The sequence below is a fragment of the Citromicrobium bathyomarinum genome (genome assembly GCF_038594485.1).
Lineage (GTDB): Bacteria > Pseudomonadota > Alphaproteobacteria > Sphingomonadales > Sphingomonadaceae > Alteriqipengyuania > Alteriqipengyuania bathyomarina_A.
Window position 1 is genome coordinate 32,709 of record NZ_JBCFZG010000004.1, and the last position, 16,058, is coordinate 48,766.

A 16,058-nucleotide genomic window follows, 5' to 3' on the forward strand; every position below is an offset into this window, starting at 1 on the left:
ATCGCCATGCTCGCCAGAACTTTCGCCGCCCCGCTGTTCGGCATTATTGCCACGTTCTCGCTGGCAGGATGTGCGACGCCCCCGGCGGCACCGGTCGAAACCGCATCGACTGCGCAGCCTCCGCAGTCGGTACGCGGGGCCGTCAGCGCCGCCGATCCGCGGGCGCAGGAGGCGGGCGAGCAAATCCTTCGTCAGGGCGGCACCGCCACCGACGCAGCGATCGCCGTGATGCTCGCGCTGACGGTCGTGGAACCGCAGAGTTCGGGAATAGGCGGCGGCGGATTTATGGTCCGCGGCGCTGCCGATGGCTCCGTCACCTCCTACGACGGACGCGAAACCGCCCCTGCGGGCGCGACGCCGGACTGGTTTCTCGACGCTTCGGGCAATGTCCCCTCCTTCCGTGACTCGGTCCGCAGCGGGCTCAGCGTCGGCGTCCCCGGCAACCTGGCGCTGGCTGCCAAGGCCCATGCAGAGCACGGAAAGCTGCCGTGGGCGGACCTGTTCGCGCCCGCAATTGCGCTGGCGCGCGACGGCTTTCGGGTCAATCCGAGGCTCAACACCTCGCTCTCCGAAAGCAGCGATACTGGCGCACGCAGCGCCGAGGCGCGCGCTCTGTTCTACGACGGCTCGGGTAAACCGCTGCCGGTGGGTACCACCCTAAGGAACCCGGCGCTGGCCAGCACGCTCGAGAAGATAGCAAAGGCCGGACCCGAGGCATTCTATCGCGGTGAAGTGGCCCAGCAAATCGCCAGCACGGTGGCCGACGATACGCCGCGCCCCGACCCGATGAACCTGCGCGATATCGAGGGCTACGTTGCCAAGGAACGCGCGCCCGTATGCGGAAAATATCGCGCTTTTCGTATCTGCGCGATGGGCCCGCCGACCTCGGGCGGTATCGCGGTGCTGCAGATGCTGGGGCAGTTGGAACGGTTCGATCTTGCCTCGCTTGGCCCGCGCAATCCGGAAACCTGGCACCTGTTCGTAGAGTCGCAGCGGCTCGCCTATGCCGACCGCGAGCTTTACCTGGCCGACAGCGATTTCGTGCCGGTCCCCTCGCAGGGGTTGATTGCGCCGGACTACCTCGCGCGGCGTAGCGCTCTGATCCAGTCGGGCAGTTCGATGTCGGATGTGAAGCCGGGATCGCCCGCCGGTGCCGACACGGCCCTCGCCGATGGCGACGAACCTGCCGAGCACGGGACCTCGCATATCGCGGTGGTCGACGATGCAGGCACCATGATCAGCTACACCTCGACCATCGAGAGCGCCTTCGGATCGGGGTTGATGGTCGACGGGTTCTATCTCAACAACGAACTGACCGATTTCAGCCGCTCGCCCACGGTGGATGGAAAGCTCGTCGCAAACAGGGTCGAGGGGGGCAAGCGCCCGCGCAGCTCCATGTCTCCGGTTGTGGTCTACGATCCGCAGGGCAACCCGTTCATGGCGGTCGGCGCAGCGGGCGGCAGCACGATCCCGGTACAGACTGCGCGCACCATGATCGGCGTGATCGATTTCGGGCTGGCCCCCGAAGACGCGATGGGTCTGCCGTTCGTGATGGCTTTCGGGGATAGCGTAATGCTGGAACAGGGCACCTGGCTGGTGGATAGCCAGGACGCGTTCCGCGCGCTCGGCCACGCTTCGCTGAGCGTCCGACCGGCCCCGGTGAAGGCGGGAATCGTGGTTCGGCGCGACGGCAAGTGGGTCGCCGCACGCGATCCGCGGCTTTCGGGACAACTCGATCTTCCCTGAGGCATAGGGGTGCCACGCGCTTGCCGTAGCGTCGGCGGGAGCCTAGAGCGCCGCGAACCGTTACGGGAAGCGAACGGAAACTGGGGAGCAGGTGCGGATTTGACGCAGCTTGAAGAGATCGAACGGGCGAGCAACCTTGTCTCGCTGTTCCTGAAACGCGCCGACGAGGGCGGCGACAGGCCTTTCCTCGGGCGCAAGGTCGCGGGCCAATGGCAGACGATCAGCTGGCGCGAAGCGGCAGACCAGGTCTGCATACTGGCCGAGAATCTGCGGGGCCTCGGCCTCAAGGGTGGCGACCGCGTGGTGTTGGTATCCGAAAACCGGCCCGAGTGGTGCATCGCGGACCTCGCGATCATGGCGGCAGGGTGCATCACTGTGCCCGCCTACATCACCAATACCGAACGCGATCACGTGCACATCCTCGACAATTCGGGGGCGAAAGCGGTGATCGTTTCGAACGAAAAGCTTTCCGGCCCCTTGATCCCGGCGATCTTCAATACGGGCATCGCGGAACATATCATTCCGATCGAAAGCGTGCGCGCCTATCAGGGCGGCAACCTCGCCTGCCATGGATGGACGGGCATGACCGAGGGCGATGCGAAGGCGGCACGCGCAGCTGTCGAAGCGCGGATCGCCGATATCGGGCGCAAGGACACCGCCTGCATCATCTACACCAGCGGCACCGGCGGGGCGCCGCGTGGCGTGTTGCAACACCACGGTGCGATCCTGTGCAATGTCGCGGGCGCTGCGGACATCCTGATCAGCGACTTCAAGCTGTCGGACGATGAACGATTTCTCTCCTTCCTGCCGCTCAGCCATGCTTACGAGCATACCGGCGGGCAATTCCTGCCGATCGGAGTCGGTGCGCAGATCTACTATGCCGAAGGGCTCGAAAAGCTCGCGAGCAATATCGAGGAAACCAGCCCGACCGTTATGGTCGTCGTGCCGCGGTTGTTCGAAGTGCTGCGCACGCGGATCATGAAGCAGATTGCCAAGCAGGGCGGCGCGGCCAGCTTCCTGCTCGATCGAGCGCTTGAGATTGAAGAGCGAACGAACAGGAAGGGCCGCAAACGCCTGCGCGACAAGCCGATGGACGCGGTCGTAGGGCGCCTTCTGCGACCCAAGATCCGCCAGAAGTTCGGCGGCCGGATCAAAGCGATGGTATCGGGTGGCGCGCCGCTCAATCCCGACGTCGGCATCTTCTTCCAGGCGCTCGGCCTGCCGATGATGCAAGGCTACGGACAGACCGAGGCCGGGCCCGTCATCAGCTGCAACAGGCCGTCCGCCGGGGTCTCGATGGAGACGGTCGGGCCGCCGATGAAGGGTGTCGAAATCAGGATCGCCGACGATGGCGAGATTCTGTGCCGCGGCGAACTGGTGATGCATGGATACTGGCAGAATCAGCAGGAAACCGACCGCGCGTTGCAGGATGGCTGGCTGCATACCGGCGATATCGGGCACCTCGACGAGAAGGGCCGGATCGTAATCACCGACCGCAAGAAGGACATGATCGTCAACGACAAGGGCGACAATGTCGCGCCGCAGAAGGTCGAGGGGATGCTGACGCTGCAACCCGAAATCGGGCAGGCGATGGTCGTCGGTGACAGGCGGCCCTACGTGGTCGGCCTGATCGTGCCCGATGCCGAATGGGCGCTCGACTGGTGCAAGGCGCAGGGCAAGCCGCTCGATTGCAAAAGTGTGCAGGAGCTACCAGAATTCCGCGCGGCAATCCGCAAGGCGGTGGACCGGGTCAATGCCGAGCTGTCGGTTGTCGAGAAGGTGCGCGGCTTCGCTTTCGCCGACGAACCCTTCGGAATCGAGAACGAGGAAATGACGCCGAGCATGAAGATCCGGCGTCACAAGATCCGCGAACGCTATGGCGATCGGCTCGACGGACTATATCGCCACGGCTAAAGTTGCCTTTTGGCAACATTGTTGAACCTCCTTTTGGAAGCCGTCTTGGCAGGTGCCAAGACGCGCGATAACGCGCGCAAACCGCCGGAAATGCTGGATCGCGAAGAGATCGGGGTCAATATTCGCGATCTGAATAGGCGCGGCCGTTTGGACAAAAGGATTCGTGATAATGAACAACTGTGGCTCGTTTGCCATGCCTCGCCCTATGCGCATGAGCGCCCTGCTGCTGGGTGGGATCTCGCTGTTTTCGCTCTCCACGCCCGCGCTGGCGCAAGACTCGGCTGTGCTCGACCGGCTGGAAGCGATGGAAGACCGCCTCGACGCATTGCAGTACGAAAACGCTGCGCTGCGTGCGCAGATCGAAGCGATGCGCGCCGAAACTTCGGTCGAGGCGTCGGCGCCGGTTGCGCTAGCGCAGGGGCAAGAGCCCGCTGCGACCACGCAGGACAGGATTCCGGGCACCGCGCAGGTTGCAGCGGCGCAACCCGCCTCGGCCGGCCCGGTCGATGTCGTGACCGAGACCGACGATCCGCGCGAGCTGCAGGTGCAGGGGTCGGAGAATTTCGTCGGCACCAACGGCACCTACGCATACCGCATGCTCGATCACGCCGAAAACGTGAATACCAAGCCGCTGGTGCAGCTGGCCGCCCTGCAGGCGGGTGAGCTTGAGGACCGCGTCACGCTGTCGGGTGGCATTGCGGCGATCGCGAACTATCAGTGGGCTTCGGTAGACGACAAGTTCGGCTACCTGATGCGCCATCCGACGAGCGCCAACCAGCTCGGCGACAATGTCTCCGAAGTCGTGCTGCACTCGGCCAATCTCGCGCTGACGGCGCGGCTCACGCCCAATCTCATCGGCTATGCCGAATTCCTGTACGATCCGGAACAAAGCTTCGGCCAGGGCACGATCACCGCGCTGGCCCGCAACCAGGTTCAGCTGCGGCGCGGCTGGGTGATGTACGGCAATCTGGATACCTCGCCGGTCTACGCGCTGGTGGGCAAGATGGACACGCCCTTCGGGCTCAACGACACGGTCAGCCCGTTCACCAACTCGACCAACTGGCACGCGTTCGCCGGGCTGGCATTCGGCGGGCAGGTCGGCGTGGTCACCGGCGGTCTGCATCTGCGCGCAATGATCGTTCAGGGCGGCTCGCAGTTCCGATCGGCAAACGTACCGGTGCTCGGGTCGAGCGTGCCCTCGCGCGCCAATAATTTCGCGGTCGACGCGCGCTACACCATCGATCTAGGCGGCGAAGGCAATGCCCTGATGGCGGGTGCCAGCTACCAGCGCGGCACAGCCTATTGTCAGGCCTATCCCGTGACGCACTTCAACCCGTGTGCGGACAATAACCCGGGCATCGCGGCCTACGGCAAGCTGACCTACGGCCCCATCACCCTGCTGGGTGAATATGCGCAGACGACCAAGGAGTGGGAGGGGACCGCTGTCCCGATTCCGACCAATCCACTGAGCGAGTTCGAAGCGGTAAAGCCGGAAGCGTTCACCTTCGGCGGACGCTTTGCCTTCGGCGCGGACAACCTGTCTGTCCAGCGGCGCGAATTCGCGGTTTCGGCCGAATTCTCGAAGTTCATCTCGGGCGAGAAGGGCTCGCCTTGGCGGCGTCAGAACCAGTCGGTTCTCGGCCTGTCCTGGTTCCCCGTGCCCAACGTGGACCTGTTCGGTGAATTCATCCATGTCGACGGGTACGTGCCGCTCAACTTCCTGTCGGGCGGCAACTTCCCCGATGGCAGCACCTGGTCGCGGCAGGATGCGGATACGAACGTGATCCTGGCCGGTGCGCAGGTATCCTTCTGATCCGGTTCGCCGGACCCACAAACGAGAAGACCCGGGCCGCCCCGTATGGAGGGCAGCCCGGGTCATTGGTTTCGTTCGGGATTGACCGATCAGGCGGCTTCGCCCTCCAGGTCGACATATTCGGGATAGAAGCTCGGCGCGCGGGTCGACCAGGCAGGTGCGGTCGCTGCGGCTTCGCTCAGCGATTGCAGCAGGAGCTTGCGCCGCGCCGGGCGCAGGTGCGGCATCGCCGCCCCGCTGCAAAAGGCGCTCGGCAGCCAGGGACGAATCTCGGCCCCGAGCAGGCGTTCGTAAAGAAAGCGGAACGGCGAGAAACCATCCAGCCGCTCCTGCGCGAGGTCGAATGCAGCAAGGCGCGCCAGCTGCCCTATGAAAGGTGAAATCGAATCGACGGCGTCGGCTTCCGGGATAGAATGGCGCAGCGCCTTGAGATCCTGATAGGCAACGTACTGCCGACGGATGTCGACATTCTCGCTCGCATTGCGCGCCCACAGCTTGAAGGCGTCGCAGCGGCCAAGCCCGATGTCGAGATTGCGACGGATGAAGCGCTGCTCGCAGGGCGAGAAGTTCGCAAATTCGCGCATCTCAGCGATGCTCAGGTTGGTCGTGTTCCTTGTCGCCATCTTGCCCCTCCATCGGGCGCTTGATCCGGTGGAGGTAGATGTCGCGTAACTTGGTTAACATCCCGTAAGCCTTGCGGGGTGCCGACGGCCAGGAGCTAGATCAGGCCAGCCAGCGGGCTGGAAGGGTCGGCATATTTGCGAGTCGCCATCCGGCCGGAAAGATAGGCGTCGCGCCCGGCCTGCACCGCCAGCTTCATCGCCCGTGCCATGCGAATCGGGTCTTTCGCCTCGGCAATGGCGGTGTTCATCAGGATGCCGTCGCAGCCCAGTTCCATGCCCACCGCAGCGTCCGATGCGGTCCCGACACCTGCGTCGACCAGCACGGGAACGCTTGCGCCTTCGACGATCAGGCGGATGGTCACGCGGTTCTGGATGCCCAGGCCGCTGCCGATCGGCGCACCCAGCGGCATAATCGCCACCGCGCCCGCGTCTTCAAGCTGCTTGGCCGCGATCGGATCGTCCGCGCAATAGACCATCGGGTGAAAGCCTTCGTTGGCCAGCGTCTCTGTCGCGCGCAGCGTTTCGCGCATGTCGGGGTAAAGCGTCTTCGCCTCGCCCAGCACTTCCAGCTTTACCAGATCCCAGCCGCCAGCTTCGCGTGCGAGGCGCAGTGTCCGCACGGCCTCGTCGGCGGTGAAGCAGCCTGCGGTGTTGGGCAGGTAGGTGACCTTCTTGGGATCGATGAAATCGGTCAGCATCGGCTGATTCGGGTCGGAAACGTTCACCCGCCGCACCGCGACGGTGACGATTTCCGCCCCGCTCGCTTCGAGTGCGGTAGCATTCTGCGCAAAGTCCTTGTACTTTCCCGTGCCCACGATGAGCCGCGAACGGAAAGTGTGCCCGGCGACGGTCCAGGTGTCGTCGCTGTCGGAAGGATGGTCGCCGCCCCCGACGAAGTGGACGATTTCCAGAGCATCTCCGTCATTCAGCGCAGTCTCGCCGAGCTGCGATCGCGGTGCGATTTCGCCATTATGCTCCACAGCGACCTTCTCGGGCGCAAGGCCCAGCTCGCGCACCAGCGCGGCAATGTCGGGGGCGGTGGTGGTGCGGCTCTCGCCGTTCAGCTGGATCGTCTTGGTATCGCTCATAGCGAGAGCGACTTGGAGGTTCAGCGCTCCTCGCGCAAGCTTTCCGCACGGTGGCCCGGCGTGTGGTGGCGCAGATTGAGAATATGTCCCGCCGAAACCAGCCCGACGCCTATGATCGTCAGAACAGCTTCCTCGATCCCGTGCGGAGCAGCGAGTGCGCCCCCCATAAAGGTCAGTCCGGTCATCGCCACGACGAATGGCATACGCCGACGATGGCGAATCGCACCGACACCGATAGCGACCCCGGCAATCACGGTTGCGGCGACCAGCCCCCAGGTATGCAGCTCGGGCGCGAGCAGCCAGCTACCCGCAAAACCCAGCGCGGAAATGAGCACGATCGTGAGCACGCAATGCACCGCACACAGCGCGGACAGGGCAATGCCCACCGCATCCAGTCTGATGCGGTTCGATATGCTGCGGAAGTTCATGGGCAGCGAAATATGTTATGTTGTTTCATTTTGCAAGTGCCTGAAAAGCGATCACGTGCAGGCCATGTATGTCTGCGCGCTTGCAAGTCTGGTCGCCAGTACGCATTCATGCGGAATGGCCGCCACACTCTTGCGTCGATCCAGCGAACCCACCCTTGATGGCACACGACCAGGCTGGCTGGCCTGGTGGCTTGTGTGCGTGGCCGTGCTTGTGGTGCTGATCGTCGCGGTCGGCGGAATTACCCGGCTGACCGAATCGGGGCTGTCGATCACCCAATGGGACCCGGTGACGGGCGTACTCCCGCCGCTGAGCGACAAGGCGTGGCAGGCAGAGTTTGCGCTCTACCGGGCGACGCCGGAGTACAGGCTCGAAGCCGGTCCGGCAGGTATGACGCTCGCCGACTTCAAGGCGATATTCTTCTGGGAGTGGTTTCACCGCCTGCTCGGTCGGGTGATCGGGCTGGTCTTCGCCCTGCCGCTCGCATTCGCGTGGCTGCGCGGGTGGATCCCGAAAGGTTACAAGCCGCGCCTGCTCGCGCTGCTGGCGCTGGGCGGATTGCAGGGCGTCTTCGGCTGGCTGATGGTAAGCTCGGGACTGACCGGATCGATGACCGACGTGAGCCACTTCTGGCTCTCGATCCATTTGTGCACCGCCCTGTTTACGCTCGCCGGGCTGGTGTGGACCGCGCTCGACCTCCACGATCTCGATCGCAACCGGGGCGCTTTGCCGGCGCGCTTTCGCCCCCTCGCCGCGATCGCTGGCGGGGTGCTCTTCGTGCAGATCGTGCTCGGGGCATGGGTTGCGGGCCTCAATGCCGGGCATGCCTCCAACACCTGGCCGCTGATGCAGGACCGGTTCGTGCCGGAGGCGAACCTGTCGAAAGGCTTCTTCTGGGCGATCACTCACGACCCCTTCCTGCTCCACTTCGTTCATCGCTGGTTTGCCTGGGTCGCGTTTGGCGTGCTGGTCTGGATGGGATCGCGTGCGCTGCTGCGTGAAGGCAACGCGGGCAAGGCGCTGATCGCGCTCGCGATCGGACAGGTGCTGCTGGGAATCGTGACGGTGGTGACCGGCGTGTCGATCTGGGTGGCTGTCGCCCATCAGGTGACAGGTGCATTGCTCGTCGCAGCAACCTCGGCCAGCGCGCACGCGCTTGGACAGCGGGTGTGAGCGCGCTGATCTATACGGTTTTTGCGAGCAAGGACGACGGACGCAGCGTGGCCACTCGTCTGCTCGACGAAAAGCTGATCGCCTGTGCCAACATTATCGGACGCGTCGAAGCCTTGTTCGATTGGGACGGGGAGCGCGGCTCGGGCGAGGAGATCGCCGTGCTGTTCAAGACGCACGCCGAGCGGCTCGATGCCGCTGTCGCGCGGCTTGAGGCGCTTCACCCTTACGATACGCCGGCAATTCTGGGCTGGCGCGCGGACGCGTGCGGGGATGCGACAGCCGCGTGGCTCTCGGGCGTGGTGGGATGAATGCCATGTTGGAGCGACGCGGCGTTCTCGCCGGGCTCGGCGCGCTGTTCTTGCTGCCGACGGCCGCATCGGCGCGGCTGGCGTCACCCGACGGACCCTTCGTTCTCGAACGCGCCCTTGTGCGCAGCCTTTCGGACGGCAAGCAGATCAGTGTCACCCGCCGCTGGTCGCTGGCGTTCGAGGCGGTCGGTGACGACGGGCTGCGCGCCACGGGCAAGCAGGTCGATGCGAGCGTCGACGCACCCTCTGCACTGCAGGCGATGGCCAGGTTGGAGGCCGCGCGTGACGAAAGCGATCTCTTCCCGCTCCAGCTCGATCGCGCAGGTCGGATCGTTCAGAGCAGTTCAGAGATTGCGCTGGCCCCGTTGCCGGAAACCGTGGTGGATGCAGCACTGGCCTATGCCAAGGCGCGAAGCGACGCGACCGCCGCGCAGACGATGTCGCGGCAATTCCTGGTCGAGCTTTCGCAACATGGGATGGCCTGGCTGAGCGACCTTCCCGCCGATCTGTTCTTTCCCGCCCCTCGCGATCGCAGGATATCGCGCGAGATTGACTTGCCTGACGGGACGACGGGAAGCTTCGAGCTGCGTGAAAGCGTCTCTGCCGAGGGCGCGTCGGGGTTGCTGAAGAGCTTTTCGCGCGAAGCAGCCACCACGACCAAAGACATGACCCAAAAGGGCAGCGAAGCATGGACCTTGCGCGCAGCGGTATCATAATACCTCTTCGCTAACCCGCATGATCGCTTGACTTAGGGCGAGACGGGAAGCATTAGCGCGCTCCACGCCCGATCAGGCGAATCCGCCACAGCGCGGACCGTCAATCTGGCGAGACCCCGAATTCCAAGGGAAATTACAGCCATGAAGGCGCTCAGCAAGATGACCCGGTCGATCAAGCCGGCCGAGGTCGAAAAGAACTGGTATATTATCGACGCAGAAGGCCTGGTCGTCGGCCGGCTTGCCTCGATCGTCGCGAACATGCTGCGTGGCAAGCACAAGCCCAGCTATACCCCGCATGTCGATTGCGGCGACCATGTCATCATCATCAACGCGGACAAGGTGAAGTTCACCGGCCGCAAGATGGGCGACAAGAAGTACTACAAGCACACCGGCTATGCCGGCGGCATCAAGGAAACCACTCCGGCCAAGATCCTCGAGGGCAAGTTCCCCGAGCGCGTGCTGGAAAAGGCTGTCGAGCGGATGATCCCGCGCGGCCCGCTTGGTCGCCAGCAGATGAAGGCGCTGCACCTCTACGCCGGTACCGAGCATCCGCATGACGGGCAGAAGCCCGAGGTGCTCGACATCGCTTCCCGGAACCGCAAGAACAAGGCTGTCGCATAATGGCCGACGACAAGAACCAGAACCAGCCGCAGGCGGACAACGAGTCCGAACCCAAGACGGCCAGCATCCGTGACCTCGCCGATCTGGGCGATATCGCGGGCGATGCTCCCGAAGCGGACGCCGCCGTCGTTGCCCAGAGCACCGCGCCGCTGCGCGAGCAGGAGCTCGACCAGCACGGCCGCGCCTACGCCACCGGTCGCCGTAAGGATGCGGTCGCCCGCGTCTGGGTGAAGCCTGGCAAGGGCACGATCACGATCAACGGCAGGGAGCAGGAAGTCTACTTCGCACGCCCCACGCTGCGCCTCGTCATCAACCAGCCGTTCGCTATCACCGATCGCGAAGGTCAGTACGACGTGATCGCCACGGTGCGTGGCGGCGGTCTCTCGGGCCAGGCCGGTGCCGTGAAGCACGGTATCGCGCAGGCACTGTCGAAGTACGAGCCGGAACTGCGCAGCACGGTCAAGGCCGCCGGGTTCCTCACCCGCGACAGCCGTGTGGTCGAACGTAAGAAGTACGGCCGCGCCAAGGCACGTCGTAGCTTCCAGTTCAGCAAGCGTTGATCGTTTTCGAGCGCTAGGCTACAACGATTACCAATCACCAGGAGGGGCGGTGCCGCACGGCGCCGCCCTTTTTGTTTGGTACCCTGCTGCCGCCGGCGACCATCGCCTCTCGGCGGTCAACTCACCGGCGGGTCCGTACGTGGGACCGCCCCCACCGGCGCGACCGGCTCTCCTTCTTCGCGTGGCGGGTGCGCGTCTTCGGGAACGTCGTCGATCTTCATCGCGTCGTCCTCGATATTCTCCAGATTGCGGATGCACACGCGCAGGTTCGCACCATCCCAATGGAGTTCGTTAAAGCTCGGCGGAGTCGAGCGCAGGCGCTGCGACAAAGTGCCCGCGCCGATCATCCGCACCGGCCCAAGCGGCGTGTCTTCCATGATGTCGAACGCGTCATGGACATGGCCCGACAGCACACCCAGCACATCGCGTTTGGCCAGTTCGGCAAGCGCGTTGGACCCACCGCGTGTGAGTGCGGTGCCTTGCGTTCCGACTTCGCGCAGCGGGTGGTGCACTGTGACGAGTGCGCGCGTACCCTTCGGCAGCGCGTCGATCCGCGCGAGGCATTTGTCCAGTGCCCGCCCGGTCACCCACCCTTTCGACCAGTTGAAACGCGGCTGCGCGCGCACCGCAGTCTTGAGGGGGACGAGCGCGATGCCGGGCAGGTCGATTTCACGCTCGACCACTTCGCGCAGCCGCCCGAACCGTTTGTACGGATCGACGAACCGCTCGATCAGGTTGAAATAGGGCATGTCGTGATTGCCCACGTCGAGCGTCACCGGCGCTTCGAGTGCACCCACCCATTCCTTGGCGGCAGCGAATTCCCGAGCCCGCGCGCGCATCGTCAGATCACCGGTAATCGCGATGGCAGCAGGCTGCATCCGTATGACCTCGCCCGAAAACCAGTCGAGCGCTTCGTTGTTTTCGAGCCCGAAATGAATATCGCTTACGTGGAACAGCAGGGTTTCCGCGGTCACCTCAGCCATCCTCCGCCAGCGTTGCAATCAGATCGACCGGACAGGTGTCGAGCGTAAAGGTCACCCGCTCTCGCCCGTCGGCAGGCTCCCCGTCGAGCAGCAGGTCGAGCGGATCGGTCCCCGTGCTGGCCAGTTCGACTTCGGGAAATGGTCCATATGTCTCATGCGGGCCTTCGCGAAATTCCTGCCTCAGCAAAGCCCACGTCTGGCCGACGAAGTCGGCACCGCTGCGCGCGTGATAGGCAGCAACGTCGATGCCGCCAGAGTGCGGCATGAGTTCGAGTATCGGATAGCCAATTTCATCGCCCGCCTCGGGCCGCGCAATGCGCACGGGCGGACGACCAGTCGTCCCCTCGATCGCAGCGCCCGTCGCGGCGAGCATCGCGCGGGGATCGCCCGCCCGCAACGCCTCGCGCACCTCGTTCCAACTCGTGCCGGGGCCTACCAGGAGCCCGGCCAGTGCGACACCGCTCTGGCATCGAATGATCTTCGGTCGGATACGCCGGGCCGATCCGGCAGCGAAGGCGTCCATTACGGCATCGACCTCGACATCGCCGTGCAGCCGCTTGGTCAGCAGGTTCTGCGTCCCACCGGGAAGCGGAAGCACTGCTCCGTCCCAGCCTGCAAGCCCGGTGACGACTGCGTTGATCGTGCCGTCGCCGCCCAGAGTGACCACAGTGTCGATCCCAAGCCGCGCAAGCTCCTGTCGGTCCGGGATACCGTCATCCGGGAAGGTCGAGCGCTTGGCGATGCACAGGTCGGAACTGGCGCAACACTGGTCCAGCTTGGCAAGCGTCTCTTCGCGGACCGAGCCGCTGCCTTGGTTGGCGATCAGCCAGATATCGCGATGTCCCGTCATTCTTAGTGAAAGCGTCGGGCCTGCTGCACGTTCCCGTCAGCCATTGGCGTTTGCGGAGCGATCGGCTGGAGACGACGCCGAATCGGGCTTTTCCTGCGCCACCAGCAGCTTGTCGATCTTGCGCCCATCCATGTCGACGATCTCGAACTGCCAGCCCTGATGCGTGAACACCTCGCCCTCGTCGGGCAGGTGCTTGAGCACCGAAAGCGCAAACCCGGCCGCGGTCGCGAATTCGCGTTCCTCGCCGTAATCGAGGCCCAGCCGGTCACCCAGGTCCTCTGCCGAGAGGCTGCCTGAAACCAGCAGCGATCCGTCCGCGCGCTCGATCACCTCGGGTATCTCGCCCTGATCCTTGTCGCTTTCGAACTGGCCCACGATCGCAGTGAGAAGGTCGATCGGAGTGACGATCCCGTCGAGATGGCCGTATTCGTCGTGGACCATCGCCATCGCGACATCCGCCTGCTGGAGCACGCGCAGAGCGTCCATCGCATCGAGCTGATCGGGCACGACCTCGGCACGCTTCACCAGATCGGTCAGCGCGAAAGGCGCGCCTGAGACCATCGCGGCCAACACTTCGCGCACCTTGACCACACCGATGATCTTGTCGGCTGATCCTTCCGCCACCGGCAGCAGCGAGTGGGGACTGTCGGCGATGGTCGTCTCGATTTCGGTCCGGTCCGCATCGACGGCGATCCAGTCGACTTCGGTGCGCGGGGTCATAACCTCGCGGACGGGCCGGTCCGCCAGCCGCACGACGCCTTTCAGGATGGCGCTCTGCTCCGCCTCAAGCACGCCGCTGCGGGTGGCTTCGGCGAACAGCATCTGCAGCTCTTCTGCGGTGACGCTGCTCTGCCCCCCGGGCCGCACGCCGAACAGGCGCACGATGGTGGCAGACGAGAAATCGAGCAACCAGACGACCGGCGCAGCAATCAGCGCGAGCCATTTCATTGGCCGCGCCATGACCATCGCGATCTGGTCCGCCGCACGCAGCGCGAGCTGCTTTGGCACCAACTCGCCGATCACCAGCGTCAGGTAGGTCGTCAGGGCGATAACCACCGCGAAGCCTATCTGCGCCGCCCTGTCTGACGACAGCCCGAACCAGACTTCGAGCCGTTCGCCGAAGGGGCCGCCAAGGCTCGCGCCGGAATACGCGCCGGAAATGATCCCGACCAGCGTGATGCCAATCTGGACGGTAGAGAGGAACTTCCCCGGATCGCTGGCCAACTCCAGCGCGGTACGCGCCGCGACGCTTCCGCCTTCGGCCTTCGACTGCAGCCGGGTGGTCTTTGCGGAAACGATCGCGAGCTCGGACATGGCGAATACGCCATTGAGCACGATGAGCCCGGCGATGATGAGCAGGTCTGTCCAGGGAAAAGGTGTCACGACGTCCTTCGCGCTAGCACAAAAGCGGCGCTGCGCCATCCACCATCGTCCGACGGCCTGTTCGACCTCCTATCGGTGGCCTCGCGGGAACTTCGCCGACAGGGGGCCGTTACTGGGGCGGCGAGCGTGGGTGGACGCTGGCAATTATTACGTTCGCGGCAACTCCCGCGAAACGACACAAAAGAGGGACTGCCTGAATATGAAAACCCCCCGTATCATTCTCTCGTCGGTGGCCGTCGCGGCCCTGGTGAGCACATCCGCTTGCGTTACCGACCCGAACACCGGTGAAAAAACCTTCTCGCGCACCGCTGCAGGTGCCGCCATCGGCGGGACTCTCGGCTATCTGCTGGGCGGCGTGATCGGCGGCGATGCCGCCCGCATCATCGGCGCGGGCATCGGCGGTACCGCAGGCGCGGTGATCGGCGACAAGTTCGACGACCAGATTCGCGAACTCGACGAACAGACCGCCGGTAGCGGCGTCGACGTCGAGGAAATCGGCGATCAGGACGCGATCCTCGTCCGCCTGCCCGACGGCGTGACCTTCGCCACTAACTCGGCGAACATCAACGCCAACTTCCGCGCGACCCTGAAGACCGTCGCAGACAGCCTGATCCGCTATCCGGACAGTCTGATCGACGTGTACGGCTTTACCGACACCACCGGCAGCGTGGGATACAACCAGGATCTTTCGGAGCGCCGCGCACAGGCAGTTGCCGATTACTTGGTGTCGCAGGGCGTTTCGCGCGCCCGCATCGCGACCCGCGGCTACGGCGAAGACCCGCAATACCTGCGTGTCCGCACCGGCGACAATGTCGCCGAGCCGCTCAACCGCCGCGTGGAAATCAAGATCGTTCCGATCAGCCAGGAACAGGTTCAGGCTGCGCGCCGCTAAGGCCGGATCGACTTTTCAAGAAACGGGGGGGGGTCGGCGCCGCGTGCGTCGGCCCCCTTTTTCATTCTGGACCCTTCGCGGTGCCCAGCCTTTCGCGCGCCCGTTCCCCGAAATGCTCGATCGCCTGCTGCTGGATCCCGGGCGCGCAGACCAGCAATCCGAAACTGCGCGGATCGCGCTTGTTGTATCCCAGCGGCTGCCCGAAAATATCGCTCACCGCCGCGCCCGCCTCGCGCGCGATCAGGGTGGCGGCGGCAATGTCCCACTCGTAACCCCAGCGCATCGTCGCGAGAAGGTCGGCACGATTCGCGGCGACCATCGCAGCGCGAAGAGCGATACCATTGGGCTGCTCGACCGCGACCAGAGAGCGATCGGCCTTCGCCAGATCGGCCGCGGGCACGCGCGCCCCATCCAGTTCCGCCCTGTCGGACGCGATCAGCGGTTCGCCGTTGAGCGTTGCCCCCCGGCCCGCCGTCGCCTGCCAGCGCTCCTTGCGCGCCGGAGCTTCGAGGCACGCGATCAAAGAACGGCCGTTCGAAACGAGAGCGACCGAAACCGCCCAGCCAGACCGCCCCCGGATAAAATCGCGCGTGCCGTCGATCGGATCGACCACCCAGACCAGCCGGTCGTCGAGCCGTTCGGCGTGATCGGCGCTCTCTTCGGACAGCCAGCCCGCGCTCGGCAACAGGGTGGAAAGCTCGCGGCGGAGAAACGTGTCGACCTCGAGATCCGCTTCGCAAACCGGGTCGTTGTCGCCCTTGTCCCACGTCTGGACGCTATGGCCCGCTCCGGGCCATCGGGTCATCGCGATCAAACCAGCTTCGTGGAGTATCGCATCAAGGCGCGTGTAATCGATCATTTTGGATGTTCGCGTTGTGCGCTGGCGCAGCGCCCTTTTCAAGCGCGCGCAACCATGCTTAGGCGCTGCACAAACCTATCCGCACACAGATCCAGTCGACGAA

Annotated in this window: 16 protein-coding genes; 9 read left to right on the forward strand and 7 right to left on the reverse strand. The window is 64.5% G+C overall.

Translation table 11 applies throughout. From position 1 onward, the window contains the following. Positions 1–6 precede the first annotated feature (6 nt). From ggt to AAG591_RS05735, 3 genes are all read left to right on the forward strand, one after another. On the forward strand, positions 7–1,746 hold the full coding sequence (gene ggt / locus AAG591_RS05725) for a gamma-glutamyltransferase (RefSeq protein WP_342530056.1): 1,740 nt from the start codon (positions 7–9) through the stop codon (positions 1,744–1,746). A gap of 99 nt (positions 1,747–1,845) precedes the next feature. Then, positions 1,846–3,660 (forward strand): AMP-dependent synthetase/ligase, encoded by a 1,815-nt coding sequence (locus AAG591_RS05730; RefSeq protein WP_342530057.1) that lies wholly within the window; start codon positions 1,846–1,848, stop codon positions 3,658–3,660. 205 nt (positions 3,661–3,865) lie between these two features. Beyond that, complete coding sequence (locus AAG591_RS05735) at positions 3,866–5,473, forward strand: hypothetical protein (RefSeq protein ID WP_342530058.1); 1,608 nt, start codon at positions 3,866–3,868, stop codon at positions 5,471–5,473. Between the two features lie 89 nt (positions 5,474–5,562). Here the strand turns inward: AAG591_RS05735 and AAG591_RS05740 are convergent, their stop codons facing one another. From AAG591_RS05740 to AAG591_RS05750, 3 genes are all read right to left on the reverse strand, one after another. After that, a complete protein-coding gene (locus tag AAG591_RS05740) occupies positions 5,563–6,096 on the reverse strand; it encodes a hypothetical protein (RefSeq protein WP_342530059.1) in 534 nt (177 codons plus the stop codon). Positions 6,097–6,191: 95 nt separating this feature from the next. Next, positions 6,192–7,184: a sulfur carrier protein ThiS gene (thiS, locus tag AAG591_RS05745; RefSeq protein ID WP_342530061.1), complete on the reverse strand. Its 993-nt coding sequence runs from the start codon at positions 7,182–7,184 to the stop codon at positions 6,192–6,194. A gap of 20 nt (positions 7,185–7,204) precedes the next feature. Further along, positions 7,205–7,612, reverse strand: coding sequence for a MerC domain-containing protein (locus AAG591_RS05750; protein WP_342530062.1), 408 nt, complete (start codon positions 7,610–7,612; stop codon positions 7,205–7,207). Positions 7,613–7,727: 115 nt separating this feature from the next. On the opposite strand from AAG591_RS05750, the gene AAG591_RS05755 reads away from it, so the two are divergent. From AAG591_RS05755 to rpsI, 5 genes are all read left to right on the forward strand, one after another. Beyond that, entirely contained in the window at positions 7,728–8,783 is a 1,056-nt protein-coding gene (locus tag AAG591_RS05755) for a COX15/CtaA family protein (protein ID WP_342530063.1), read from the forward strand. Beyond that, positions 8,780–9,091: a divalent-cation tolerance protein CutA gene (gene cutA / locus AAG591_RS05760; protein ID WP_342530064.1), complete on the forward strand. Its 312-nt coding sequence runs from the start codon at positions 8,780–8,782 to the stop codon at positions 9,089–9,091. Before AAG591_RS05755 ends, cutA begins: the two co-directional genes overlap by 4 nt. Positions 9,092–9,096: 5 nt before the next feature. After that, complete coding sequence (locus AAG591_RS05765; protein ID WP_342530065.1) at positions 9,097–9,807, forward strand: hypothetical protein; 711 nt, start codon at positions 9,097–9,099, stop codon at positions 9,805–9,807. A gap of 141 nt (positions 9,808–9,948) precedes the next feature. Further along, positions 9,949–10,428, forward strand: coding sequence for a 50S ribosomal protein L13 (gene rplM, locus AAG591_RS05770; protein WP_342530066.1), 480 nt, complete (start codon positions 9,949–9,951; stop codon positions 10,426–10,428). Continuing rightward, positions 10,428–10,988 carry a 30S ribosomal protein S9 gene (gene rpsI, locus AAG591_RS05775; protein WP_342530068.1) on the forward strand — a complete coding sequence of 187 codons (561 nt, stop codon included), beginning with the start codon at positions 10,428–10,430 and terminating at the stop codon, positions 10,986–10,988. The genes rplM and rpsI overlap by 1 nt, the downstream gene beginning before the upstream one ends. A 116-nt stretch (positions 10,989–11,104) precedes the next feature. On the opposite strand, the gene AAG591_RS05780 is transcribed toward rpsI, so the two are convergent. The 3 genes from AAG591_RS05780 to AAG591_RS05790 are packed head-to-tail and all read right to left on the reverse strand — an operon-like array spanning position 11,105 to position 14,204. Continuing rightward, positions 11,105–11,971 (reverse strand): metallophosphoesterase family protein, encoded by an 867-nt coding sequence (locus AAG591_RS05780; protein WP_342530070.1) that lies wholly within the window; start codon positions 11,969–11,971, stop codon positions 11,105–11,107. After that, complete coding sequence (locus AAG591_RS05785; protein WP_342530071.1) at positions 11,964–12,821, reverse strand: diacylglycerol/lipid kinase family protein; 858 nt, start codon at positions 12,819–12,821, stop codon at positions 11,964–11,966. Before AAG591_RS05785 ends, AAG591_RS05780 begins: the two co-directional genes overlap by 8 nt. A 36-nt stretch (positions 12,822–12,857) precedes the next feature. After that, complete coding sequence (locus tag AAG591_RS05790) at positions 12,858–14,204, reverse strand: hemolysin family protein (protein ID WP_342530072.1); 1,347 nt, start codon at positions 14,202–14,204, stop codon at positions 12,858–12,860. A 199-nt stretch (positions 14,205–14,403) separates the two neighbouring features. Between AAG591_RS05790 and AAG591_RS05795 the strand changes: the two genes are divergently transcribed. Further along, positions 14,404–15,096 (forward strand): YiaD family glycine zipper/OmpA-like lipoprotein, encoded by a 693-nt coding sequence (locus tag AAG591_RS05795; protein WP_342530073.1) that lies wholly within the window; start codon positions 14,404–14,406, stop codon positions 15,094–15,096. 61 nt (positions 15,097–15,157) lie between these two features. On the opposite strand, the gene AAG591_RS05800 is transcribed toward AAG591_RS05795, so the two are convergent. Continuing rightward, a complete protein-coding gene (locus AAG591_RS05800; protein ID WP_342530074.1) occupies positions 15,158–15,955 on the reverse strand; it encodes a 3'(2'),5'-bisphosphate nucleotidase CysQ in 798 nt (265 codons plus the stop codon). Positions 15,956–16,058 lie beyond the last annotated feature (103 nt).